The 23,633-nt window shown below is 42.3% G+C and carries 21 protein-coding genes; 7 read left to right on the top strand and 14 right to left on the bottom strand.

The window, feature by feature from the left end:
• Nucleotides 1-14 precede the first annotated feature (14 nt).
• From C9I43_RS02460 to murJ, 8 genes are all read right to left on the bottom strand, one after another.
• Entirely contained in the window at nucleotides 15-989 is a 975-nt protein-coding gene (locus C9I43_RS02460) for a PilW family protein (RefSeq protein ID WP_107881886.1), read from the bottom strand.
• Complete coding sequence (pilV, locus tag C9I43_RS02455) at nucleotides 990-1,529, bottom strand: type IV pilus modification protein PilV (protein WP_107881884.1); 540 nt, start codon at nucleotides 1,527-1,529, stop codon at nucleotides 990-992.
• Between the two features lie 204 nt (nucleotides 1,530-1,733).
• Nucleotides 1,734-2,690 carry a 4-hydroxy-3-methylbut-2-enyl diphosphate reductase gene (ispH, locus tag C9I43_RS02450; RefSeq protein ID WP_076497035.1) on the bottom strand — a complete coding sequence of 319 codons (957 nt, stop codon included), beginning with the start codon at nucleotides 2,688-2,690 and terminating at the stop codon, nucleotides 1,734-1,736.
• Nucleotide 2,691: 1 nt separating this feature from the next.
• Nucleotides 2,692-3,114: an FKBP-type peptidyl-prolyl cis-trans isomerase gene (gene fkpB, locus C9I43_RS02445; protein WP_107881882.1), complete on the bottom strand. Its 423-nt coding sequence runs from the start codon at nucleotides 3,112-3,114 to the stop codon at nucleotides 2,692-2,694.
• Nucleotides 3,111-3,626 carry a signal peptidase II gene (lspA, locus tag C9I43_RS02440; protein ID WP_076497037.1) on the bottom strand — a complete coding sequence of 172 codons (516 nt, stop codon included), beginning with the start codon at nucleotides 3,624-3,626 and terminating at the stop codon, nucleotides 3,111-3,113. Before lspA ends, fkpB begins: the two co-directional genes overlap by 4 nt.
• Nucleotides 3,627-3,647: 21 nt before the next feature.
• On the bottom strand, nucleotides 3,648-6,470 hold the full coding sequence (ileS, locus tag C9I43_RS02435) for an isoleucine--tRNA ligase (protein WP_107881880.1): 2,823 nt from the start codon (nucleotides 6,468-6,470) through the stop codon (nucleotides 3,648-3,650).
• Between the two features lie 32 nt (nucleotides 6,471-6,502).
• Nucleotides 6,503-7,438, bottom strand: a complete 936-nt coding sequence (ribF, locus tag C9I43_RS02430; RefSeq protein WP_107881878.1) for a bifunctional riboflavin kinase/FAD synthetase — start codon at nucleotides 7,436-7,438, stop codon at nucleotides 6,503-6,505.
• A gap of 65 nt (nucleotides 7,439-7,503) precedes the next feature.
• A complete protein-coding gene (gene murJ / locus C9I43_RS02425) occupies nucleotides 7,504-9,063 on the bottom strand; it encodes a murein biosynthesis integral membrane protein MurJ (protein ID WP_076497040.1) in 1,560 nt (519 codons plus the stop codon).
• A 252-nt stretch (nucleotides 9,064-9,315) separates the two neighbouring features.
• Here murJ and rpsT point away from each other — a divergent pair, with 252 nt between their 5' ends.
• Complete coding sequence (gene rpsT, locus C9I43_RS02420; RefSeq protein WP_076497041.1) at nucleotides 9,316-9,582, top strand: 30S ribosomal protein S20; 267 nt, start codon at nucleotides 9,316-9,318, stop codon at nucleotides 9,580-9,582.
• 61 nt (nucleotides 9,583-9,643) lie between these two features.
• Here the strand turns inward: rpsT and C9I43_RS02415 are convergent, their stop codons facing one another.
• A complete protein-coding gene (locus C9I43_RS02415; protein ID WP_006084975.1) occupies nucleotides 9,644-9,940 on the bottom strand; it encodes an ArsR/SmtB family transcription factor in 297 nt (98 codons plus the stop codon).
• 136 nt (nucleotides 9,941-10,076) lie between these two features.
• On the opposite strand from C9I43_RS02415, the gene C9I43_RS02410 reads away from it, so the two are divergent.
• On the top strand, nucleotides 10,077-11,483 hold the full coding sequence (locus tag C9I43_RS02410; RefSeq protein WP_107881876.1) for a M28 family metallopeptidase: 1,407 nt from the start codon (nucleotides 10,077-10,079) through the stop codon (nucleotides 11,481-11,483).
• A 62-nt stretch (nucleotides 11,484-11,545) separates the two neighbouring features.
• Here the strand turns inward: C9I43_RS02410 and yaaA are convergent, their stop codons facing one another.
• Together yaaA and C9I43_RS02400 are read right to left on the bottom strand one after the other, a co-directional pair.
• Nucleotides 11,546-12,319 (bottom strand): peroxide stress protein YaaA, encoded by a 774-nt coding sequence (gene yaaA / locus C9I43_RS02405; protein ID WP_076497043.1) that lies wholly within the window; start codon nucleotides 12,317-12,319, stop codon nucleotides 11,546-11,548.
• 137 nt (nucleotides 12,320-12,456) lie between these two features.
• On the bottom strand, nucleotides 12,457-13,899 hold the full coding sequence (locus C9I43_RS02400; protein WP_107881874.1) for an alanine/glycine:cation symporter family protein: 1,443 nt from the start codon (nucleotides 13,897-13,899) through the stop codon (nucleotides 12,457-12,459).
• A gap of 429 nt (nucleotides 13,900-14,328) precedes the next feature.
• Here C9I43_RS02400 and C9I43_RS02395 point away from each other — a divergent pair, with 429 nt between their 5' ends.
• From C9I43_RS02395 to C9I43_RS02375, 5 genes are all read left to right on the top strand, one after another.
• Nucleotides 14,329-16,695: a phosphoketolase family protein gene (locus C9I43_RS02395; protein ID WP_076497045.1), complete on the top strand. Its 2,367-nt coding sequence runs from the start codon at nucleotides 14,329-14,331 to the stop codon at nucleotides 16,693-16,695.
• A gap of 239 nt (nucleotides 16,696-16,934) precedes the next feature.
• Nucleotides 16,935-18,044: an OmpA family protein gene (locus C9I43_RS02390; protein WP_181317843.1), complete on the top strand. Its 1,110-nt coding sequence runs from the start codon at nucleotides 16,935-16,937 to the stop codon at nucleotides 18,042-18,044.
• Between the two features lie 251 nt (nucleotides 18,045-18,295).
• Complete coding sequence (tal, locus tag C9I43_RS02385) at nucleotides 18,296-19,252, top strand: transaldolase (RefSeq protein WP_076497047.1); 957 nt, start codon at nucleotides 18,296-18,298, stop codon at nucleotides 19,250-19,252.
• 19 nt (nucleotides 19,253-19,271) lie between these two features.
• Nucleotides 19,272-20,909: a glucose-6-phosphate isomerase gene (gene pgi, locus C9I43_RS02380; protein WP_107881872.1), complete on the top strand. Its 1,638-nt coding sequence runs from the start codon at nucleotides 19,272-19,274 to the stop codon at nucleotides 20,907-20,909.
• A gap of 213 nt (nucleotides 20,910-21,122) precedes the next feature.
• A complete protein-coding gene (locus tag C9I43_RS02375; RefSeq protein ID WP_076497049.1) occupies nucleotides 21,123-21,308 on the top strand; it encodes a DUF3545 family protein in 186 nt (61 codons plus the stop codon).
• A 205-nt stretch (nucleotides 21,309-21,513) separates the two neighbouring features.
• On the opposite strand, the gene C9I43_RS02370 is transcribed toward C9I43_RS02375, so the two are convergent.
• The 3 genes from C9I43_RS02370 to C9I43_RS02360 all read right to left on the bottom strand — a co-directional run bounded on the left by C9I43_RS02370 (nucleotide 21,514) and on the right by C9I43_RS02360 (nucleotide 23,598).
• On the bottom strand, nucleotides 21,514-22,050 hold the full coding sequence (locus tag C9I43_RS02370; RefSeq protein WP_107881870.1) for a hemerythrin domain-containing protein: 537 nt from the start codon (nucleotides 22,048-22,050) through the stop codon (nucleotides 21,514-21,516).
• 218 nt (nucleotides 22,051-22,268) lie between these two features.
• Nucleotides 22,269-23,000, bottom strand: coding sequence for a hypothetical protein (locus C9I43_RS02365; RefSeq protein WP_107881868.1), 732 nt, complete (start codon nucleotides 22,998-23,000; stop codon nucleotides 22,269-22,271).
• Complete coding sequence (locus C9I43_RS02360; RefSeq protein ID WP_107881866.1) at nucleotides 22,993-23,598, bottom strand: sigma-70 family RNA polymerase sigma factor; 606 nt, start codon at nucleotides 23,596-23,598, stop codon at nucleotides 22,993-22,995. Before C9I43_RS02360 ends, C9I43_RS02365 begins: the two co-directional genes overlap by 8 nt.
• Between the last annotated feature and the right edge of the window lie 35 nt (nucleotides 23,599-23,633).

The following is a 23,633-nucleotide window of genomic DNA, read 5'->3' as shown; positions in this document are numbered from 1 at the left end:
ATAATTGCCTCAAGCTAGCTACGGATTAGTAATGGATTTTCCAATACCACCGTTGTTGACATCACCTTGCGTCGAAAATGGTCATTAGGTGCATTAAAAGTTTTATCACCTAATTGATAGGTTGCTTCGCTAGTATTATAGGTACTATCGGCTTGAGTTGTTCGAACCAGCACATAAATCTTAATAGCAACTAACCGTTGGAACCCTTCGTTATCCCACATTAATGATGTGACACTTGATGCAGGTATAAAACTATCTGGCGTTCCGTCACCATTGTCATCAAAACCATACAAAAATCGAATATTTTCAATACCCTCTACCAGTTGCTCATCATTATTCATGCCTAAATTAGTTAGCGTTTTTCGATTAAGCATAGGCGTGTTATTGGCTTCATCGATATAATAAACATGATGTTGATACTCCCAGACTCGAGCATTTGGAAGGGCTACAGAAGGGGCTCCTGAATTAAAAAATATGGCTTGACTCGATGTTGCAGCAACGTAATACCCTGTTGAATTAGCAACTGCAGATGGACCAATTAATCTTTTTAACTGAAGTACATCGGTGTCAGATTTAACACCAGACAAGCATGCTAACGAAGCGCTACCGCCACTGGTATAACCCCATAACAACCTGAAATGTGCAGGTTGATTGTTGGGTAGGGAGGCATTATTCAATCCCGCGCCAATGCAATCCGCCCCAGAAATTGCAGCATTAACAGTCGTATTGCTACCAAGAATAAAATCTGTCCCCGTCATATCACCCATAAAACCGAGTTGAGTGATATCTCGTTCCATAATCGATAATGCAATTCGACCATTTTCTTGTAACTGATTAAATTGGCTTGTTGTTGTCACATTAGATGAAGACATATTGAACATGGTGAATACGCCAGCAGTTAAAAATAACCCAATGACCATAGCCACCATAAGCTCAACAAGTGACATACCAAATTGAAAGCGCTTTAGCTTAATAACTGATTGTGTCATTTACATAATCACTGTTTGGATTGAATAAACTCGTCGCCGAGTGCTTGCCGTACCACAATCGCCACCCGCATCTGATGTACTACTAATCCCCTTCCAGGCTAATGTCACAGTAACAACATTACCAACCACAGTTACGCATCCAGTAGGAGTGTCTAATCCACCGACAGCCTTTCCTGCAACTTTCTCGGTTTCTCCAAAGATGGCTTGTTTCCACTCGTATTTATCGGCTAGTACTACTTGACTAGGCGTGCATAAATTAGCCCCTTTACAACTCGGAGTTGGTGAAGATGCGACACTAGAATACGTATCGGCATACAAACTAATCTGGGTGCGATTTAATTTAATTCTGTTTATCATGTCATTTGCATAATAAGAGGCTTGAGTTTGTTGAAATGACTCGAAACTGCCACGTTTTGCTACGATATGTAGATTAAAAATTCCAATTAAGCCAATGACTAAAATCACCAATGCGACAAGCACTTCGATTAATGAGAAGCCTCGCTGAAATATTTTTTGAGTAAAGCATTTGGTGTTTTTCATATCGTTAACAAATGTCCGAGTGTTTATCTTTAAAAATCTTAGTCTTACGATAATAAATTAATAACAGTTAATGATATATGAGTAAAATGTAAGTAGCCAGTAACATTAGTATATAAGCATTGACATCATTATGCTTTGAACGAATTTAAGATAATAAAAAAGAGGCTTTCGCCTCTTTGTTATTAATGATTAATCTCCATCGTTTTAGCGCAACTCGGCGGGTACCGCAAACACAGTGTCTTCTTTGCGGCCTTCAACTTCAGTCACCACGCTAGGTGCTAACTTAGCAATAGCCTGAACAACTTGCTGGACCAAAACCTCAGGGGCTGAGGCGCCTGCTGTTACCGCTACACGAGTCACATTCTCAAACCAGCTTGATTCAACATCATCAGCGGTATCCACTAAATAAGATTGTGTCCCTGTCTTTAACGCTAACTCGCGTAAACGATTAGAGTTAGAGCTATTTTTTGAACCAACGACAATCAATAAATCAACATCCGCCGAGAGATTACGCACTGCATCTTGACGATTCTGCGTGGCATAGCAGATATCATCTTTACGCGGGCCTTCGATAGACGGAAAGCGTTTCAGTAACGCGGCAATAATATCGAGGGTGTCATCAACCGACAGGGTCGTTTGTGTGACAAAACATAGATTATTCGGGTCACGAACAACAAGTGTCTCTACGTCTGCTGGAGATTCAATAAGATAAACACCTCCATTGGGGTTATCGTACTGCCCCATAGTCCCTTCAACTTCAGGATGGCCTTCGTGGCCAATCAAGATACATTCAATACCTTTACGACTGGCGCGGGTGACTTGAAGGTGGACTTTAGTGACTAAAGGACACGTTGCGTCAAACACTCTTAAACCACGGGCTTTAGCTTCTTGTCTCACCGCTTGAGATACACCGTGTGCACTGAAAATAACAATGTTGTTGTCTGGCACCTGATCTAACTCTTCAACAAAAATCGCCCCTCGATCCTTCAGATTTTGTACGACATAACGGTTATGTACGACTTCATGACGAACATAAATAGGCGGTGAAAACAATTCCAACGCCCGCTCAACAATACTGATAGCACGATCGACACCCGCACAAAAACCACGCGGATTGGCAAGCATAATATTTAAACTTGGGCTAGTAGGATCGAGTTTCATCTTAAAGTACCTTTACAACGTCCAGTTCAAATGTGATTTTATGCCCAGCCAGAGGATGATTCAGATCAACAGTAATGGAATCACCCGCGACATCGCGCACAATACCAGGGATTTCACTGCCACCAGGACCAGCAAAGCTAACAATCACGCCCGCTTCTAAACTCATGTCTGCCGGAAAACGGCTTCTATCTAGATAATGAATAGCATCAGGATTCGATTCACCAAAGGCATCAATCGCTTCAAGCGTAAAACTGTGCTGGTCGCCTTCAGCAAGCGTTACCAATTGCGCTTCAAATGCAGGGCTCAGCGTACCATCACCCACATTTAATCGAGCAGGCTTACCTGAAGCTTTAGTGCTATCAGCGGTTGAACCATCAGAAAGCACAATATTCATATGGCATAATAAAGAACGTGTTACAGTCACTTTTCAACCCCTTTGTCGCTAGCTGTTTCAGACTTACCACTTAAAAATGCATCCCAAATAATCAATACGGCACCAATACAAATAGCAGCATCAGCGATATTGAACGCGGGGTAATGGCTTTTATTCCAGTAAAAATCGATAAAATCAATCACAAAGCCATGCATTAATCTGTCAATCAAATTACCTAATGCACCGCCAATCACTAAGGTGTAGGCCAGATTTAGTTTCCACAACGAAGCAGATTGCTTACGCAACCACACTGTCAGTAAAGTGCTAAATCCAACTGCGACAATCGTAAATAACCAACGCTGCCAACCGCCAGCCTCACTTAAAAAACTAAATGCTGCACCGTAGTTACGCACATAAGTGAAGTTAAAAAATGGCAATAATTTAACTGATTCATACAAATCAAAATTAGCTAAGACCCATTGTTTAGATAGCTGATCGGCTAAAAACACCAATACAGCCACCCAATACCAACGTAAGCCACTGTTCTTCCAAGTTAATGGCATAACTTTCCTTTACCTAAGCCGTTACGCAAACTGACGAACTTCGCCGTCGCCTTCAATGTTTGTTACGCAGCGAGTACAGAGTGTTGGGTGGGCTTCAATGGTGCCGACCTCTTCTCTGTGGTGCCAACAACGCTCACACTTCTCAGCAGTGCTTGAAGCAACCACTAATTTCAATGATGCCAGCTCAGTTTCAACCGCTTCCGATGTCGCATTCGCTAAAGGCAAGACTTTGGCTTCAGAGGTCAATAACACAAATCTTAGCTCATCGCCGATATGGGTTAATTGCTCAGTCAAAGCTGCATCGGCAAACAAAGTCACTTCCGCTTCTAATGAACCACCGATACGTTTATCACGGCGAGCTTGTTCAATCGCTTTATTGACTTCGTTACGCACGGTTAGCAGTTGCTGCCAATAATCGTCGCTTAAGTCCGTCGCTAAAGTGACTGATTTCAAACCTTGATACCATTCTTGAGTAAAGACATAGGCTTCACGCTCGCCAGGCAATAGTTGCCATACTTCATCGGCAGTAAAACTTAGAATTGGCGCAATCCAACGTACCATGGCCTCAGAAATTAAATACAACGCCGATTGACAGCTGCGACGTGCATGGCCTTCTTGCTTAGCCGTGTATTGACGATCTTTGATAATGTCTAGATAGAAACTGCCTAATTCAACTGAACAGAACTGCATCAGTTTTTGCGTTACGATATGGAAGTTATATTGCTCATAGGCTTCAATAATTTCCTGCTGCAGCGCAGCAGCACGGCGCACAACCCAGCGATCTAACGCCACCATCTCTTCAACGGCGACTAAGTCTTTAGTAGGATCGAAACCGTTTAAGTTGGCTAATAGGAAACGTGCAGTATTACGAATACGACGATAGGCATCGGCGCTGCGATTTAAGATTTCGTCAGAAACCGTCATCTCGCCGCTATAGTCTGTTGCCGCAACCCATAAACGCAGAATATCGGCGCCTAATTTGTTAGTTACCGTTTGTGGTGCAATCACGTTACCGATAGATTTTGACATCTTACGGCCTTTGCCATCGACGGTAAAACCGTGGGTAAGTACTTGCTTGTACGGTGCCTTGCCATTCATTGCAGTTGAAATCATCAAAGATGACATAAACCAGCCGCGATGTTGGTCGCTCCCTTCAAGATACAAGTCAACGCCATGTCCTTTAAATTCAGGACGCGCGGCTACCACTGACGAGAAAGTAGACCCTGAGTCAAACCACACATCTAAGGTATCAGTTACTTTACGGTATTGATCAGCTTCATCGCCGAGTAACTCGGCAGCATCGAGATCCCACCAAGCCTGAATGCCTTGCTGTTCAATGCGATTAGCCACACGTTCCATTAGTGACACGCTATCTGGGTGCAACTCTTCGGTTTCACGATTCACAAATAGCGTGATAGGCACACCCCAAGTACGTTGGCGTGAGATACACCAGTCAGGGCGGTTTTCAACCATTTTTTCAATTCGACTTTGGCCCCAATCAGGGATCCATTGGGTCTGTTCGATTTCTTTCAATGCTTGCGTACGCAGGCCATGGTTATCCATAGAGATGAACCATTGCGGCGTTGCACGGAAGATAATCGGAGTTTTGTGGCGCCAGCAATGTGGATAGCTATGACGATAAGCCACATGATTTAGCAAGGCGCCCTTTTCTCTCAGTAAAGCAACCACGTTATCGTTAGCTTTAAATACATGCTGACCTGCAAAAAACTCGGTATCAGGCTTGTATACACCGTTGTCACCAACAGGGTTTGCTACTTCTAAACCGTACTTTTGCCCAACCACAAAATCGTCTTGACCATGGCCTGGCGCGGTATGAACAATACCAGTACCCGCATCAGTAGTAACGTGGTCACCTAAAATAGCAGGCACATCAAAATCTAAGAATGGGTGTTTAAAGCGAATAAGATCAAACTCTTCGCCTTTGGCTGAGCCTAGTACAATATGCTGTTCAACGTTATAACGAGTCAGGCAAGATTCTGCTAACACTTCTGCTAAAATAAGCGCTTGTGTTACGCCGTCTTTTTCAAACTCGACTAAGCTGTAATCCAGATTAGCGCTTAAAGACAAGGCGCGGTTCGCAGGTAAAGTCCAGGGTGTGGTTGTCCAAATCACCATAGAAACAGGATGTGAGTAGTTGCTTACCCCAAACTTAGCCGCAACAGCTTTGCTATCTACGGCAACAAATGCCACATCAATAGCCGGTGATGTTTTGTCTTCGTATTCAACTTCGGCTTCAGCTAATGCAGAACCACAATCAGTACACCAATGCACTGGCTTTACGCCTTTATGCAAATGACCGCTTTCAATGACTTTAGATAAAGAACGAACGATATTGGCTTCAGTTGAAAAATCCATTGTTAGATATGGGTTTTGCCAATCACCCAACACGCCCAAACGGATAAAATCTTCGCGTTGACCGTTGACTTGCTCTGCCGCATATTTGCGGCATTCTTCACGGAATTCTGCTGCGGTAATTTTTTGACCCGGCTTACCGACTTTTTGCTCAACTTTTAGTTCAATAGGTAAGCCGTGACAATCCCAACCTGGTACATAAGGCGCGTCAAAACCAGACATAGTTTTTGACTTAACAATAATGTCCTTGAGGATCTTATTCACTGAGTGACCAATATGAATACTGCCATTGGCATACGGTGGGCCGTCATGCAAAATGAAAGGAGTACGACCAATTCGGCTATCGCGGATCTGCTGATACAAACCGTCTTTTGTCCAGCGCTCTAACATCTCTGGCTCACGATTTGCCAAATTACCACGCATCGGAAACTCTGTTTCCGGCAAATTCAAAGTAAATTTATAGTCGCTCATTGATCCTATACCGTTAATTAAACTGATAAATTTTAGCCTGCATCATTACCAAATAAAGCTCGGGCTTCATTTGCATCATTCAAAATCTGTTGTTTAAGCGCATCCAATGAGTCAAAAAGTTGTTCATCACGGAGTTTAGCTACTAACTCGACTTCAACATGTTTGCCATAAATGTCACCTTCAAAATCAAAAAGATGCACTTCCAGCTGACACACTTGACCGTTGACTGTAGGACGAAAGCCAATATTGGCTACGCCCTCATAAATATCGCTGTTATCCCAATAACATTTGACCGCAAACACACCGCGCACAGGCACAACATTACGCTTTAAAGCGATATTGGCAGTGGGGAAACCTATAGTGCGGCCAATTTTTTGCCCATGTGCCACACGACCACTCAAGGTAAAAGGATGACCGAGTAAGCGCCTAGCCTGCTCAAGATTACCCTTTGCCAATTGTTCACGCACAGCGGTAGAGCTTACTCTTAGCGAGCCCAGCATAAAGCTTTGAGTGCTGACCACGGTAAAGCCATATTGAATACCTGCCTGCACAAGCATGTCAAAATTACCTTTACGGCCTTGACCAAAGCAAAAATCATCGCCCACAACGAGGTATTTTACACCTAGCTTACGCACCAACAATTCTTCAATAAAATGCTCTGCTGGTTGACTCGCAAAGGCACGGTTAAAGTTAATACACACTAACCGCTCAACACCTAACTCATCAAGCAGCATGACTTTGTCACGCAATAGACTCAGGCGAGCGGGCGCATTATTGCCGCAAAATAACTCTTGTGGCTGTGGCTCAAAGGTCATTAAAGTAGAAGGTAATCCTAATTGTCTTGCTTTACGCACTAAGTTAGCGATGACTTGCGCATGACCACGGTGAACGCCGTCAAAATTACCTATCGTCAACACGCAACCGTGATGAGATGACAAAATGTTATGTGTACCGCGGATTAATTCCATAACTTTAGACAACTGCTAAGCGCAAATCGGCTGATTATATAACAGCTAGCGATGAGAATCAGCAATCAAACTCCCCGTTTAATGGACCAAGGACGAATTCCGAGCAAAAGCAACCCCAGTAAGTAACTCAAAGCCCCCACTGAAATCAAGCCAATCAAGGCTTTTGCCCGCTCAAGCAAATGCCAGTTCAACCAAATTTGTTGCGAAGGCAAAAAGTAATATAAGACTATCACCATCAAGGCAGTAGAAACCACGGCTTTAGCAAAAAACACCATTGTCGGCTTAGAAACGCGATAAACACCGGCTAAATGCAATCCACGGTAAAGTAAGGTGGCATTAAGCAATGCTGACATAGAAGTCGCAATAGCCAGCCCAACATAACCAAAAGGAATAGCAAACAATAAATTAAAGCCCATGTTAGTGACCATAGCGATAATGCCGTAACGCACAGGCGTTTTAGTATCTTGACGGGAGTAGTAACCAGGAGCCAGTACTTTTATCAGCATAAAACTGAGTAAACCACTTCCATAAGCCATCAAACTATAAGAAGCCATTTCTACATCATGTATCGAAAAAGCGCCGCGCATAAATAACACCATTAACATAGGTTTTGCGAGCACAATTAAGCCCATCATCGCAGGCAAACCTAATAACAAAATCGCCTTAACTCCCCAATCCATCGTTTTGCCAAAACCTTCACCCTCGGCATTGATATGATTTCGTGATAGTGCAGGTAAAATAACTGTGCCTATCGCAATACCAAATAACCCCAACGGGAACTCTAATAAGCGATCGGCGTAGTAGAGCCAACTAATTGATCCCGTCATCAAAAAACTGGCGATGAAGGTATCAAACAATAAGTTTATCTGTGAAACCGATACACCGAATAAAGCGGGGATCATCAAAGTTCTGATTTTTACTACACCAGGGTGATGCCATCCCCAAGACGGTTTAACGAGTGCTTTTTCACGCAGCAAGAAAGGAATCTGAAATAAAAATTGGATTAATCCACCACAAAAAACCCCCCAAGCCAGTGTAATTTCCGGTTGCGTCGACGTTGGCGCATAAACGATAGCCGCGGTAATTATCGCCACATTCAGAAATACAGGGGTAAACGCTGAAACAGCAAAACGTCCACGGGTATTTAAAATTGACCCAGCTAATGCGGTAAAAGTAATAAACCATAAATATGGAAAAGTAATTTTAAGTACAACAGTTGCCAGCTCAAATTTAGCGCCATCTGGCTCATTATTAAGCCAAGCAATAAACCAACCGCCACCAAACAAAGCTGATAATACCGGTGAGCCAATCACACCAATGAGAGTCACTATTGTAACGAGTAGGCCTAATGTTCCAGCGACCTTACTGAGTAAATCACGGGTTTCTTCAGCGGTGTGTTTTTCTTGATATTCGGTCAAAACAGGCACAAATGCCTGAGCAAAAGCCCCTTCAGCAAATAAACGGCGTAAAAAGTTAGGAATTTTATTGGCAAAGAAAAACACGTCCGCACTGGTTCCTGCACCCATTAAATTAGCAACAACGACATCTCTAACAAGGCCTAAAACTCGCGATATCAATGTCATAGCGCTGACTATCATACCCGATCTTAATAATTTTCTACTCAAACGTCCCCCAGACCCTTATCGAATTGATTAGGTGATACATCTCAAAAAATCGATTCAGGCTCTGTCACACTGCGGTAATAGCTGCTAGAATTGCGCCACATATTACACGAGTTGGGTTGAAGATAGCCAAGGCAGGTTGGATTAATTTATCTTTATGATGAATATTCAATCATAGTCATTGACAAAGTGACTAAATGCAGGCATATTCCTCGGCCTTTAAAAGTATCAAATCCAGTTTTTAGGAGTTGCACCTTGGCTAATAGCAAGTCTGCAAAGAAGCGCGCGCTTCAATCTGAAAAGCGTCGTCAGCATAACGCCAGCCGTCGCTCAATGTTACGTACATACGTTAAAAAAGTAATCGCTGCAATTAAAGCAGGCGATCACAAAGCAGCAACAGAAGCTTTTGCTGTTGCACAACCAATCGTTGACCGTATGGCGACTAAAGGTCTTATTCATAAGAATAAAGCTGGTCGTCAGAAGGCTCGTTTGAATGCTAAGATCAAAGCAATCGCTGCTTAATCTACTAATAGCAAATGAAAAAAACCGGCAATTGCCGGTTTTTTTATTTCTAAAATTTTACTTAGTGACAGTAAATATTATTTAGTAAGTGGATCATCTCCCGCACTTCATCACTTTTAAGCGAATAAAATACTGTTTGCGCTTCTTTACGTGTGGTGACCAAATTATCTTTACGTAACCAAGCAAGGTGTTGTGATAGCGCTGATTGACTTAAGCCTAATTTCTTATTCATTTCGCCAACGCACATTTCTCCTTCATTTAATAAATAACAAAGAATAAATAAACGGCGTTCATTTGCCAGAGCCTTTAAAAGTACTACAGCGTGATCGGCTCGCTCCTGCATTAATTCAATATTCATTACGCACTTTATCTCCTAAAACTAACCCCTGTCCTAATATAGCGTTGCCTAACGGATATAGTCGGGACATAAAGCACACTTTTTGCTAGATTGTTTTTAAAAATGGGACATGCTTAATAAAAACAAAGGAAATCTAATGAAGCCCTATCAAACGACACTACTTTCAAGCCTTTTAATCACCAGTTTAAGTGCCTGTCAGACCCAAGTAAAAACTTCTCCCACCACTGACGTCGTTAAATTACAACAAGCGGCACTGTCTTCTCAATTAGGCTACGATTTAGTCGAATCTCTTACTGTTGAAGTTGGTCCAAGACTAGCCGGAAGTCCAAAAGATATTATCGCGGTAAATTGGGCGATGAATAAGCTGACAAGTCTTGGATTTGATCGTGTTTATAAAGAACCGGTACAAGTTCCTATTTGGGAGCGAGGTGAAGCCAACGCCAGAATAATAGCCCCTGTTGAACAGCCACTGGTCATCACTGCGCTAGGTGGAAGCATTGCGACCCCTAGTAGTGGAATACAAGCTCAAATAGCACGTTTTGATAGCTTAGAAGCACTTCAGCAAGCTAGGCCTGAAATGGTCGAAGGTAAGATTGCCTTTATTGATCAGAAAACAGAACGCCATATAACCGGTGAAGGCTATGGTAAAAGTGTCGGCGGACGCTCAAAGGGCGCAGTTGTTGCTGCACAAAAAGGGGCTGTAGCTATCGTTATTCGCTCCATAGGCACAGATCATGACCGCATGGCTCATACTGGCGTCATGCGCTATCAAGATGGAGTTCCCCAGATCCCTGCTGCTGCCATGTCCAATCCTGATGCTGATTTAGTTAATGCACTGCTAAAGCGTGATCCTAATGCAATACTTGAATTATATATGTCACCAAAAAATTTAGGCTTTAATACTTCTTATAATGTGATTGCTGAAGTAACGGGTAGCAGTAAACCCAATGAAATCGTACTCATTAGTGCGCACTTAGATTCGTGGGATGAAGGTACGGGTGCTATTGATGATGGCGCAGGAGTTGCTATTGTAACGGCGGCAGCTAAACATATCCAAGATTTACCCATAAAACCAGCGCGTACAGTAAGAGTCGTGTTATATGCCGCTGAAGAGATCGGGCTTATGGGCGGCAAAGCCTATGCGAAGGCGCACAAAGCCGAATTGCCATTGCACTATATTGCTGCTGAATCTGATTTTGGTGCAGGCCGAATTTATCAAATCGATACCAAGGTTAACGAGAGCGCATTTGCAGCGGTACAAAAAGCACTGAGTCCAATGTCATTCAATGGTGTTGTATTGGGCAATAACCAAGCTTCTGGTGGGCCTGATGTGTCTATGCTGCCCGCTTTAGGTGTACCAGTTGCCTCACTGAGACAAGATGGTCACGATTACTTCGATTACCATCACACGCCAAATGATACTTTAGATAAAATAGATCCCGCAGCGTTAGCTCAAAACGTTGCAGCTTATGCACAATTTGCTTATATCATGGCAAATTCAACCACAACGCTAACCCCCTTGATTGTTTCATCTAAAAAGTAGCGCTAGCGAGCAGAGAACAGCATTTGCTGTTCTCTGCAAATACGCATCATTTTGATATTCTGCTATTGCTCAGCACGTAGAAATGTAGGTGTGGCTGGCGAACTTTGCTCTTCACTATAATAATAACCCGCAACATTAAATGCTTTTAGCCCAGCTAAACTATTAACTTGATTCTGAATAAGATATCTCGCCATCATGCCGCGAGCACGTTTAGCAAAAAAGCTGATCACTTTATACTGACCCTTTTTACAATCTTTAAAGACAGGCGTAATTAATTGCCCTTGAAGCTTTTTAACTTTTATTGCCTTGAAATATTCATTAGAAGCAAGGTTAACAATAATGTCGTCTTCGTGTTCTACGAGTGTTTTATTCACAGCTTCAGTTAATGTGTTACCCCAAAACTCATAGAGGTTTTTACCTTTAGGATTCGCCAACGCTGTGCCCATTTCTAAGCGGTAAGGTAAAATCAAATCGAGTGGCCGCAATAAGCCATAAAGGCCCGATAAAATACGTAACTGTGATTGCGTTTGAGTTATCTCAGTTTCAGATAAAGTATCGGCATCAAACCCCGTGTACACATCCCCTCTAAAAGCAAAAATAGCTTGCTTGGCATTGTCTAAATTCAAGTTTGGCTGCCATTGTCCAAAACGCGCCGCATTTAAACCCGCAATTTTATCACTTACCTTCATTAGAGTGGCAATATCGGCAGGCGTTAGTTGTTGGCAGACTTGGATCAACTCCTGACTAGACGTTAAAAAGTCAGATTGTGAGTGCTCTTTGGTTAAAGGTGGCTGTTCAAAATCTAGGGTTTTCGCAGGTGAAACTAATATCAACATTAAAAAACTCCTAACATAAAGCAAAAATAAGTTTCTATGATACTGAACGAAAATAAAAAAACCACGCTTAAACAGCGTGGTTTTTTCGATTATGGCTATCCGTTTTATATCTCGTTAATCATTAAACCAAACAATAATTACGGTTTTTTAGCAGATGCCATAGTGGTATCTTGCCAAATATCATCGTCAAGCTGATCTAATAGCTCTGGAAACTTGCTACGGTCAAACTCAGGTGTTTTACCGGCTTTAATTTGGTTGCGATAATCATTAATGACACGAATCGCCAAGCCTGATAACAGTAATAGAGCCACAATGTTAACGATAGCCATTAGCCCCATCGAAACATCAGCAAGATCCCATACTAAGCTTATCTTAGCAACCGCGCCAAACATGACCATACCGAGAACGCACAAGCGGAACAAAGGTAACGCTTTAGTGCAATTTCCTGTTAAAAACATCACGTTCGTCTCAGCATACGAGTAGTTGGCAATGATAGATGTAAAACAGAATAAAAAGATCGCCACCGCAATAAATGCCCCCCCCCAATCACCAACATGGGATGACATCGCATTAATCGTTAGACGAATACCATCATCGCTCGAGCCAATATCACCAGAAAGTAGGATGATCGCAGCCGTTGCCGTACAAATAACGATAGTATCAACAAATACGCCCATCATCTGCACAAAGCCTTGCGATGCAGGGTGATTCGGATTGGGTGATGCACTTGCCGCGACATTAGCCGCGCTCCCCATACCGGCCTCGTTCGAGAACAAACCACGAGCAATACCAGCTTGCATCGCCTGTGCCACAGTATAAGCCACACCACCAGCAGCGGCTTCTTGCCAACCAAAAGCACTCTTCACAATTAAACTAATAATTGCAGGCAATTGTTCTATATTGAAAATAACAATAATAAATGCAACAAGAATGTAGGCAAGCGCCATAATAGGCACGATAAACTCAGACACTCGGGCAACTTTACGCAAACCACCAACAATTACAAAACCACTAGCGATAACTAATCCAATACCGACATAAGTGGGATCTAGACCAAATACGCGCTCCATAGCACCAGTAATGGTATTAGCCTGTACGGCATTAAATACTAAACCAAATGCGATAATCAGGAAGAAAGCAAACAATACGCCCATCCAGCGTTGCCCTAATCCTTTCTCCATGTAGTAGGAGGGGCCGCCGCGAAACTGGCCATCGTTATCTCTGACTTTATAAACCTGAGCTAAGGTTGATTCAACCATAGCGGTCGCCATACCCAAAACGGCAATTAGCCACATCCAAAATACTGCGCCTGGACCTGCAGCACCAATAGCAACAGCGACACCTGCCATATTACCTGCTCCGACACGAGCGGCCATACTGGTACAGAAGACTTGAAATGAAGACAGACCGCTATCGCAACCTTGGCGACTCATGGTCATGACTTTGATGGAATGTTTAAAGTAGGTCAATTGGATAAAGCCAAGCCTTACCGTAAAGTAGAGACCCGCTCCTACCAACCCATACACTAATAACTTGCCCCAAAGTAACGCATTCAAAAAATTAACGATGGTTTCTAACATATTATTTTACTTCTTCCCGTAGCGAATGCCCCCCTAATTATCATTAAAGGCACAACATCAATGGTGAATGAATCCTTCCAAGATTAAATATAAGAATTTCGGTAGATTTAATTGTTTAAATTATCCATCCGTGACTTTACAACATCACAGCTACCGAATTCAACGCAGCAAAATAGCACAGTATTCGAAATCACCCATGTGATCAAGCTCACACTTGCAGTTTCAAATATCCTGAGTATCACTGAGTACAGCTCAAGATAAGCTACTGTTAAATCAACACTAACAAAACTATCTAGATACATCATTTTTTTTAACAGTAAAAACAACTTTCAAAACTTGGATGTTGGGCACACTTTTGTAATAAAATTACAAATATAGTAATCCCATAGAAACTTCAATTATCTCTTGTTTGTTTTAGTGAGGCTTAATATGACACAAGTACACGAAATCAATGCTCTGAAAAAATACGTTAGAGCAACTAACTTTCTTGCGACTTCGCAGATTTATCTCAAACAAAACGTCCTGCATAAACGTCCTCTTACCCATACTGATATTAAGCCGCGTTTATTGGGTCATTGGGGAACCTGCCCTGGGATAAACTTTGTTTACGCTAACATTAATAGACTGATCGTAAAGCATAATCGCTCATTCATTTATTTAGTTGGTCCTGGTCATGGTTTTCCTGCAGTACAAGCAAACTTATTTATGGAAGGCTCATTAAGCCACTTCTATCCAGAAACAATCCCTTATAATGAAACTGGTATCGAAGATATTTGTAAGAAGTTCTCCGCAGCTTATGGCTACCCTTCACATGCAAACCCTGAAGCCCCAGGACAAATCCTCGAAGGTGGTGAATTAGGTTATTCACTCTCTGTTGGCTGGGGCGCTGTATTAGATAATCCAGATTTGATCGCAACAGTCTTAATTGGTGACGGAGAGGCTGAAACTGGCCCATTAGCCGCATCTTGGTATGCAAACCGCTTAGTGTCTCCCGCAACAAGTGGTGCAGTTTTACCAATTGTACATATTAATGGTTATAAAATTTCTGGACCAACTCGCATGGGCCGCATGAGCCATGAAGAATTAGATCTGGAGTTCCGTGGTCTTGGCTATTTCCCCATCATAGTGGATAACGAATTAGAAGAAGATATCTATGTGCAGATGACCAATGCCATGGATACCGCCTATACCATGATCAATGATATCCAACGCCGCGCACGCAGCGGTGAAGATGTGGTTAAGCCTAAATGGCCCGTCATTTTAATGCGCACGGCCAAGGGTTGGACAGGCGTTAGCGAGTATTCGGGTAAAAAACTAGAAGGTAACTGCGAATCGCATCAGGTAATCGTTAATAAATGTGCCACTGATAAAGGTCATCTAGAAGCATTGGATAATTGGCTAGCCAGTTACAACTTCCAAGAACTTTATCAAATGAATGACAAAGGCGAACTCATTTTTGATGCAGACATTTGTTCACTCATTCCACCAAAGCAGCTTGCTTGTGGGCGTCAACATTTAACCTATGGTGGTGAAGTTGTTAGAGCTTTAAGCAATCCAGATCTTGAAAAACTCTGCTATGGCCCAGAGGTTCCACGTGGTCATCGTGGATACTCAATGTTGAAAATGGGCGAGTGGATGCGTGATGCATTTAAACTAAACCGCGATCAACGTAATTTACGTATTTTTAGCCCTGACGAAACTTATTCAAATCAACTCCAAGCTGTATTTGAAGAAACAGATCGTGCATGGCAATGGCCGATTGAGAGCTGGGATGAAGATATGTCTCGCGAAGGACGAGTAATTGAACTTCTTTCTGAAAACTTACTTTTTGGTATGTTGCACGGCTACACAGTAACAGGCCGTCACGGTATGCTGCCGACTTATGAAGCCTTCTCGCAAGTGATTTCATCGATGGCGGATCAATACTGTAAATACGTCTATGCCAGCCAAGGAGTGCATTTCCGTAAACCATTGCCTTCGTGCAACGTCGTATTATCTTCACTCCTAGAGCGTCAAGATCATAATGGATATTCACATCAGAACCCATCGTTCTTAGGCGCTATGCTAGAAAAGCATCCTAAAATCATCTCGGCTTACTTGCCTGCAGATGCTAACAGTACCTTAGTTTATACCGAACGCGCTTATGCTGACCGCGACAAACTCAACATTTTGGTTGCTGGTAAAAAAGAACTACCACAATGGTTGAGCTTAGATGAAGCGCGTAAACAAGCGAAAGATGGTGTAATGGTATGGGATTTTGCATCAGATGAAAATCCAGACATTGTATTAGCAGGCTGTGGTGATTATGTCACTCAGGAGTGTATGGCTGCTTTAGTCGCCATTAGAGAATTACTACCTAGAGTGAGAATTCGCTTCGTAAGTGTCACCGAATTAAGCAGTGATGGCTTAGGTAGCCGCAAGTTTAAAGAAAAACCTTGGTTAATGGACGAAATATTTACTCAAGATAAAGGCGTAGTATTTAACTATCACGGCTATCCAAATACCATCAAGAAATTAATTTTTGATTATAAAGGTAGTCGCCGCTTCAGAATCAAAGGTTATGAAGAAGAAGGCTCAACAACAACACCATTTGATATGGGTGTTCGCAATGGTACTTCACGCTATCATTTAGTGATTGATATGGCCTACAAGCTGTTCCAGCAGGGCGTTATTGATGAAACGATGCATGTTTCTATTACGACTGATATGTTGCAAAAGTTAGTTGACCACCGCAACTACATTAAAGCTAATGGGGTCGACCCTATAGAGATTGAAAACTGGATATGGACACGCTAAAACACATATTAGGCTGACAATTAAGCATATTTAAAGGCACTTCTCGGAGTGCCTTTCTTGCATTTAAAGATGACATACCGAATGACTCCCCTTAAAAAGGCAAATCTTAATGCTGGAAAAATTTAACAAACCAAGTGATAATTAAATCGCTGGCTACAATCTCTAAAGGATCCCCACACGAAGTGCTAGCAATGTTTTGTATTAATTGTACAAAACATATTGGTGGAGAATCATAATCAATGGACTTAAATAAAATGATGAAGAACACATTAAAGATAGTTTTACTTACATCAATGCTTCCATTTGCAGCCAGTGCATCTCAGGAGCTAACCCCTTGGTATGTCGGCGCAGGTTTAGGCGTTAATAACTATGAACACGTAGCAACCCAAAATGGTTCAGATGACCCATTCGCATGGGACATTTTTGCTGGTTACATGTTTAATGATTACTTCGGTGCCGAAATCGGTTTCCGTGATTTAGGTAATGCAGATTGGAACAATGCCGGTATCAGCAATGATGCAGACGTTAAAGGTTCAACTCTTGGTTTAGTGGGCTTATGGCCTCTAGCTAACCGTTGGAGCTTATCAGCTGAAGCTGGTGTCATGTATTACACGCTTGAAAACAGCCAAAACAATGGCCTCACCTCAAGCAAATATAGCACCGATGACTTTGCACCATACTTCGGCGCAGGCGTTGGTTATAACTTCACTGATAACTTGAAGTTACAAGCTAAATACCGTCGTTATGAAAACTTAAATGACGATTACAATATTGTTGAAGCTGATAGTAACTACTGGGGTCTTGAGCTGAGCTACCGCTTTGGTAACGCAGCAGCACCAGTCGCTGCAGCTGCAGCAGTAGTTGCTGCTACGCCAGTTGATTCAGACAACGATGGCGTTTACGACGACAAAGATCAGTGCCCAGCAACACCAGCAACTCACAAGGTTGACGCTGTTGGCTGTACTATCTATGAAAACGTGAAAAGCAAAGAAGATGTAGGTTCAATCCAGTTTGCTAACGATTCAGCTGTAGTGAAAAACGTTTACTACAAAGATATCGAAAGACTAGCAAATTACATGAACAAGAACCCAGAGTTCACAGTTGAAATTGCTGGCCATGCCTCAAACGTAGGTAAGCCAGACTACAACATGGAACTATCTGAGAAACGTGCTAACGCCGTTGCTAAAATTCTTGTTGATAAATATGGCATCAGCCAAAGCCGTGTAACTTCTAGAGGCTACGGTGTTACTCAGCCATTAGTTGCTGGTGATTCAAAAGAAGCTCATGCTGCTAACCGTCGTATCGAAGCAATCGTAACGACAACAACTAAGCAACCTGTTCTGAAGTAATATTACTTACTGAAATAAAAAAGTCGCTGCTTGCAGCGACTTTTTGTTTTTATGGGGTATACACTAAGGCAAGCGATAATTCTGTGTTAGTGCCAAGAAGATAACAAATCACTCGCATTAGGCCTAAATAGATTAAATCTTGTCATTTTTGTAATTTTTTTACATTCAAGGTTGGAAAAGTTGGCAAAATCGCTTCTAATAGTCATCAGTGAATTCCGAGTTTAAACTGCTACCTGAGAAGGATATTTTTCATGGCCAATACGTTAGAGCAACTCAAGTTATATACCACTATTGTCGCTGATACAGGCGATATCGAAGCCATCAAGCGCTACCAGCCTGAAGATGCGACGACTAACCCGTCACTCATATTGAAAGCCGCTCAAATCCCTGAATATGTATCTCTGATAGATAACGCAATTGATTGGGCAAAATCACAAAGCAGTGTTTTAGCACAACAACTTGATGATGCCAGCGATAAGCTAGCAGTTAACATTGGCGTTGAGATCCTAAAACTGGTTCCGGGTCGTATCTCTACTGAGGTTGATGCTCGTTTATCATTTGATAAAGAGAAATCAATCGCTAAAGCCCATAAGCTAGTTCGTCTCTATAAAGAAGCGGGTATTGATAAATCACGCATTCTGATCAAACTAGCTTCAACTTGGGAAGGCATATGTGCTGCTAAAGAGCTCGAGAAAGAAGGAATTAACTGCAACCTAACCCTACTATTTAGCTTTGCCCAAGCACGTGCTTGTGCCGAAGCGGGTGCCTACCTGATTTCACCTTTTGTTGGTCGCATTCTTGATTGGTACAAAAAAGATACTGGCAAAGATTATGATGCTGTGAATGACCCAGGGGTTATTTCAGTCACTGAGATTTATAATTACTACAAGCAGCACGGTTTTAGTACTGTCGTTATGGGCGCAAGTTTCCGTAATATCGGTGAAATTATTGAACTAGCGGGTTGTGATCGCCTCACCATTGGCCCTTCTTTGTTAGAAGAACTGGCTAATTCACAAGTGGACATCACGCCTAAACTCGTTGCTGCCACAACGACTGCAACAGCTGAAACCCCATTGACAGAAGCACAATTCCGCTGGGACTTTAATCAAGATCCAATGGCGGTTGATAAGCTTGCTGAAGGGATTCGTAATTTTGCGATTGACCAAGGCAAACTTGAAGTCATGCTCACCGCGAAGCTGGCAAACTAAGTATTCTGGAGATGGTTAAATGACACTCTTGACCCAAAGTTCAATATGGCAAGCTTTATCAGCACACAGCAAAAACATTCCGCATATGCGTGAATTATTTGCAACTGATGCGACACGTTTCAACAAAATGTCGCTATCTAGCTGTGGTTTATTACTCGATTATTCTAAAAACAGAGCCACTGCGGAAACGCTCGACCTGTTATTTGCATTGGCAAGCAATAGCCAGCTTGAAGCAAAAATTAAAGCGATGTTTGCTGGTGAGATTATTAACACCACCGAAAAGCGTGCGGTACTGCACACAGCGCTTCGTAGCACTGCAGAACAATCGATTATTGCCGAGGGTCAAGACATAGTGCCTGAAGTCCAACAAACTCTTGATAAAATGCAAGGGTTTGTGGACTCAGTAACATCAGGCAAATGGAAAGGTTATACCGGTAAAGCCATAACCGATATTGTTGGCATTGGTATTGGTGGTTCTTTCCTTGGGCCAAAGATTGTCTCTCAGGCGCTGCGCCCATATTGGAACCCAGAATTGAAATGTCACTTTGTGGCAAACGTCGATGGTACTTCTATTAGTGAGAAACTGAAGTTATTGGATCCTGAAACGACGTTGTTCATCATGTCGTCTAAGTCTTTTGGAACACAGGAAACATTAACCAATACCCTCACAGCTAGAGAATGGTTCTTAGCAAAAGGCGGTTTGCAGTCGGATGTGGCAAAACATTTTGTCGCAGTGACTTCAAACGTGGCAAAAGCGACAGATTTTGGTATTGATGTAGACAATATTTTCCCAATGTGGGATTGGGTTGGTGGGCGTTACTCACTCTGGTCAGCGATTGGTTTACCAATTGCACTCTTGATAGGCATGGATAACTTCAGAGCCCTACTCACTGGTGCACACCAAATGGATGAGCATTTCGCCAATGCGCCACTGACAGAAAATATGCCAGTGATCATGGGCTTACTATCTCTATGGTACGGTAACTTCTTTAATGCACAGTCCCATGTTGTGTTGACATACGATCATTACCTGCGCGGCCTACCCGCTTACTTCCAGCAACTCGACATGGAAAGTAACGGCAAGTCTGTCACCTTAAATGGCACTGATGTTGACTACAGCACAGGCCCAGTGATTTGGGGTGGCGAAGGTACTAATGGACAACATGCCTACCACCAGCTGTTGCATCAAGGTACAGCACTGATCCCTGCCGATTTTATTATGCCACTGCAAAGTCATAATCCTATCGGTGAACACCATGACCAATTAGCGTCAAACTGCTTTGGTCAGACACAAGCCTTAATGCAAGGTCGCACGCTTGATGAAGCCTTAGCTGAACTCGCTAATAGTGCATTATCTGAGTCAGAGAAACGGCTGATCGCTAAACATAAGGTGATGCCAGGTAATAAGCCGAGCAACACCTTACTTATGGATAAGCTCACGCCAAGCACTTTAGGCGCTTTAATTGCCCTATATGAACATAGAACCTTTGTTCAAGGTGCTATCTGGAATATAAACTCCTTCGATCAATGGGGTGTGGAACTCGGTAAAAATCTAGGTAACGATGTATTAGCACGTATTGGTGCTGAGCAAGATTCCGATGCTTTAGACGCCTCCAGTAACGCACTGATTAATCTTTATCGACAAGGTAAAATTTAATCAAAAAAAAGCCAGCTGTAGCTGGCTTTTTAAATCCTAACCACTTATTTATATTAAACTTTTCAATACACCCCCACACTAAACCCATATCCAACAGCCATACTAAATCATGTAAACGTCATTTTAAGTTAACACAAATGAAACATAACTCTTGCACCCTGTTTTGAAAATATGTTATTTAATTGCTGACAAAACATACAACAGGAGGTTGCCATGGATCGTTTAGATTATGGTTGTGCGCTAGATGAAGTCGTTGAAAGACCCGATCGTTCGCGAGGCTCCAATAAAAAACGTAAATGGCGTGAGATTGAAGCGCTAAAAGATAAGTATCTTTTGATCAAAGAACTCCAAGAAATCGATAATAATTTTAACTACGATATTGATACTATCCAGCTGTAACCACATGTTGATATGATTTCACTCAGTATCTTCAAGCATGAATAGAAAGCGCCTTGGGCGCTTTTTTATTTACGATATTAAATATGTATTTTTTGTATACAAATGGATAAATATTCAAATAATGGCTTAGGCTAAAGCCACGAACACTTATTTTGAGAAGCTGCTTTCTTAAACTCTGCTATCACTAGGCTCAAGTAAAACAGTTTTAGTCAGACGTAGTAAAATAAGCCCGTAAACTCTCAAACTCTTGCTGCTCTTGCTTCTGAAAAAAGGGAGCATCGATATGCGCCTTCTGGCACTCTAACTCAATAAGTTGCCAATCCTGCTCGGTTAAACCGCTTGAAAGTAAAGGAAATATTTCCCGTTCTTCCATTTCCATATGCTGCTTTTGTAATGCAACATATTCAGCAAAATCAATAATTAGTTTTTCACGAGCAACCACAATATCACTGAGAATAAGATTTAGCGTTGCCATTAACGCGGATGATGCTTGGCCAACTCGCTCATGATCTGCACTTAACTTATCAACGGAGCCATTGGCTTTATGCGTCAAATAGTAAGCATAAATAATATCTTCGGTAGGATGATGGTAGCGCTCCGCATATCCTTGCATGTATTCAACGATATCACGCACTAAAGTGAAGTTAATCGACTCACCTTCTGACAATTTCATCTGTTTGTTTTTTAAAACATTAAGCAAGACTGCTATATGTTTATGATCATTCATGAGTCTTTTAAGCATAATGCCTCCTAAATCGGGATCAGACAATTGATACTAAACAAGCTGTCAACGAATACCAATATAACAGGCTACGTCAGCTTCATTTTATGACATTGATCAAGTTAATCACCTGCCAAAAAGTAAACGCGCTATATATATCAGCGCGTATTAACCCATAAAAAGCCACAGAATGGTTGATCTCATCACTTTTTGATGACTCAAACAGCAAAGGTATAAACTTACTTTGCCAGCGGGTGCAATTGCTGTTGTAGTTTTTTAAACTCAAGTCTTAATGCTAGCTGTTGCTGGCTTAGCTGCGCTGGATTGACATCCTCAGCGATAAGCTGCGGATAATTCTTCACGAGCTGCTGCTCCATAACGATTGCTTGTGCAGTATCCTTAGCATCAATTAACGTCTGTAACCGCTGCAGAGACTCCGCTAGCGACGTTTTATGATTTTCTGATACCAATACTCTTGGTTCCATAGATCTTGCAACGATAGCAGGACTCATTACATTCTGTTGCGGTTCAATGACTGCTAATGCGGCTTTAGATTGTTGCTTTTGAGTCTGCTTTTTATGCTCAACAATCGCTTCTGCTGGCCCATTAGAAGATGGTATTGCCTGCGCATCAGCCATCCTTGCCATAGTTTGCGGCGCCGGAGCACTCATCGTTATAGGACTTGGAGCAAACGAATCTTCCATAAGCGACCGATTAAGCATAAGTAAACCCACAACAAGTACTAACGATGCAGCGCTCGATAATGCCCAAGGATGGCGGCGCCAGGTAGAAGTTGGAGTCTCAATAGGCGCTATTTTTCCTTGATGCATTTCAGCTAAGTGTACTTGGGCGAGTTGTAAAATATCTTGATCAAGTTGTTCCGCTGGAACCTCTAAAGCTTGTTGGCGATACCAAATCAGTATCTCTTGTTGTAATGCAGCTTCATCGGCATTTGAAGTCGTATTACTCATGACCCGCCTCCTGCCATTTTGCGCTAACGCAATCTTTTAGGCTTTTATACGCATAACGAATACGGCTTTTAGTTGCTTCTAACGTAACCCCTGCTATGTCGCTAATAATCGCTGCCGTAAAACCCATTTCAATGTTCAGAATAAATGCTTCCTTTTGAACTTGCGGTAACAATGCGATACAAGTCTTCAGCAATAAACTCTTTTGCGCTGTTTGCCACTGTACATCGGGCTTATCTTGTTCACCCGCCACAAAAGTATCGAGTTCGGCCTCATCTCCATCGCTGGCAATTAAATCAACGGGCTTAACCGCACGCACATGATCAATCAATAAGTTATGTGCAATACGATATAACCAAGTTGTAAACTTGGCACTAACTTCATAATTAGCTGCGGCGCGGATCACCCGCCCCCAGGTTTCTTGATACAAATCTTCCGCTAATTGTTGGTCACCTAATTGACGTACAAAATAGCGATAAAGCGCACCTTTATGTTTCAGGTATAACTGTTCGAACGCTTGTGAATCGCCCTTGGCATAGCACAACATCAGTTGCTCATCTGAGTGCTCATGGTTTGGTAATTGCGGTATGGCTAATGCCACGGAAAACTCCTCATCGTTTGCTGTGTTCTCTTTGA

It is taken from the genome of Shewanella morhuae (assembly GCF_003028295.1).
Classification (GTDB): domain Bacteria; phylum Pseudomonadota; class Gammaproteobacteria; order Enterobacterales; family Shewanellaceae; genus Shewanella; species Shewanella morhuae.
The sequence above is the reverse complement of the archived record's forward strand: the minus strand, read 5'-3'. Positions and strand labels throughout refer to the sequence as shown.

Bases quoted from the DNA above. Each gene is read 5' to 3' on its own strand.
- C9I43_RS02460 (WP_107881886.1), bottom strand. From the start codon at position 989: ATGACACAATCAGTTATTAAGCTAAAGCGCTTTCAATTTGGTATGTCA.
- pilV (WP_107881884.1), bottom strand. From the start codon at position 1,529: ATGAAAAACACCAAATGCTTTACTCAAAAAATATTTCAGCGAGGCTTC.
- ispH (WP_076497035.1), bottom strand. From the start codon at position 2,690: ATGAAACTCGATCCTACTAGCCCAAGTTTAAATATTATGCTTGCCAAT.
- lspA (WP_076497037.1), bottom strand. From the start codon at position 3,626: ATGCCATTAACTTGGAAGAACAGTGGCTTACGTTGGTATTGGGTGGCT.
- ileS (WP_107881880.1), bottom strand. From the start codon at position 6,470: ATGAGCGACTATAAATTTACTTTGAATTTGCCGGAAACAGAGTTTCCG.
- ribF (WP_107881878.1), bottom strand. From the start codon at position 7,438: ATGGAATTAATCCGCGGTACACATAACATTTTGTCATCTCATCACGGT.
- C9I43_RS02415 (WP_006084975.1), bottom strand. From the start codon at position 9,940: ATGAATATTGAATTAATGCAGGAGCGAGCCGATCACGCTGTAGTACTT.
- C9I43_RS02410 (WP_107881876.1), top strand. From the start codon at position 10,077: ATGAAGCCCTATCAAACGACACTACTTTCAAGCCTTTTAATCACCAGT.
- yaaA (WP_076497043.1), bottom strand. From the start codon at position 12,319: ATGTTGATATTAGTTTCACCTGCGAAAACCCTAGATTTTGAACAGCCA.
- C9I43_RS02400 (WP_107881874.1), bottom strand. From the start codon at position 13,899: ATGTTAGAAACCATCGTTAATTTTTTGAATGCGTTACTTTGGGGCAAG.
- C9I43_RS02395 (WP_076497045.1), top strand. From the start codon at position 14,329: ATGACACAAGTACACGAAATCAATGCTCTGAAAAAATACGTTAGAGCA.
- C9I43_RS02390 (WP_181317843.1), top strand. From the start codon at position 16,935: ATGGACTTAAATAAAATGATGAAGAACACATTAAAGATAGTTTTACTT.
- tal (WP_076497047.1), top strand. From the start codon at position 18,296: ATGGCCAATACGTTAGAGCAACTCAAGTTATATACCACTATTGTCGCT.
- pgi (WP_107881872.1), top strand. From the start codon at position 19,272: ATGACACTCTTGACCCAAAGTTCAATATGGCAAGCTTTATCAGCACAC.
- C9I43_RS02375 (WP_076497049.1), top strand. From the start codon at position 21,123: ATGGATCGTTTAGATTATGGTTGTGCGCTAGATGAAGTCGTTGAAAGA.
- C9I43_RS02370 (WP_107881870.1), bottom strand. From the start codon at position 22,050: ATGCTTAAAAGACTCATGAATGATCATAAACATATAGCAGTCTTGCTT.
- C9I43_RS02365 (WP_107881868.1), bottom strand. From the start codon at position 23,000: ATGAGTAATACGACTTCAAATGCCGATGAAGCTGCATTACAACAAGAG.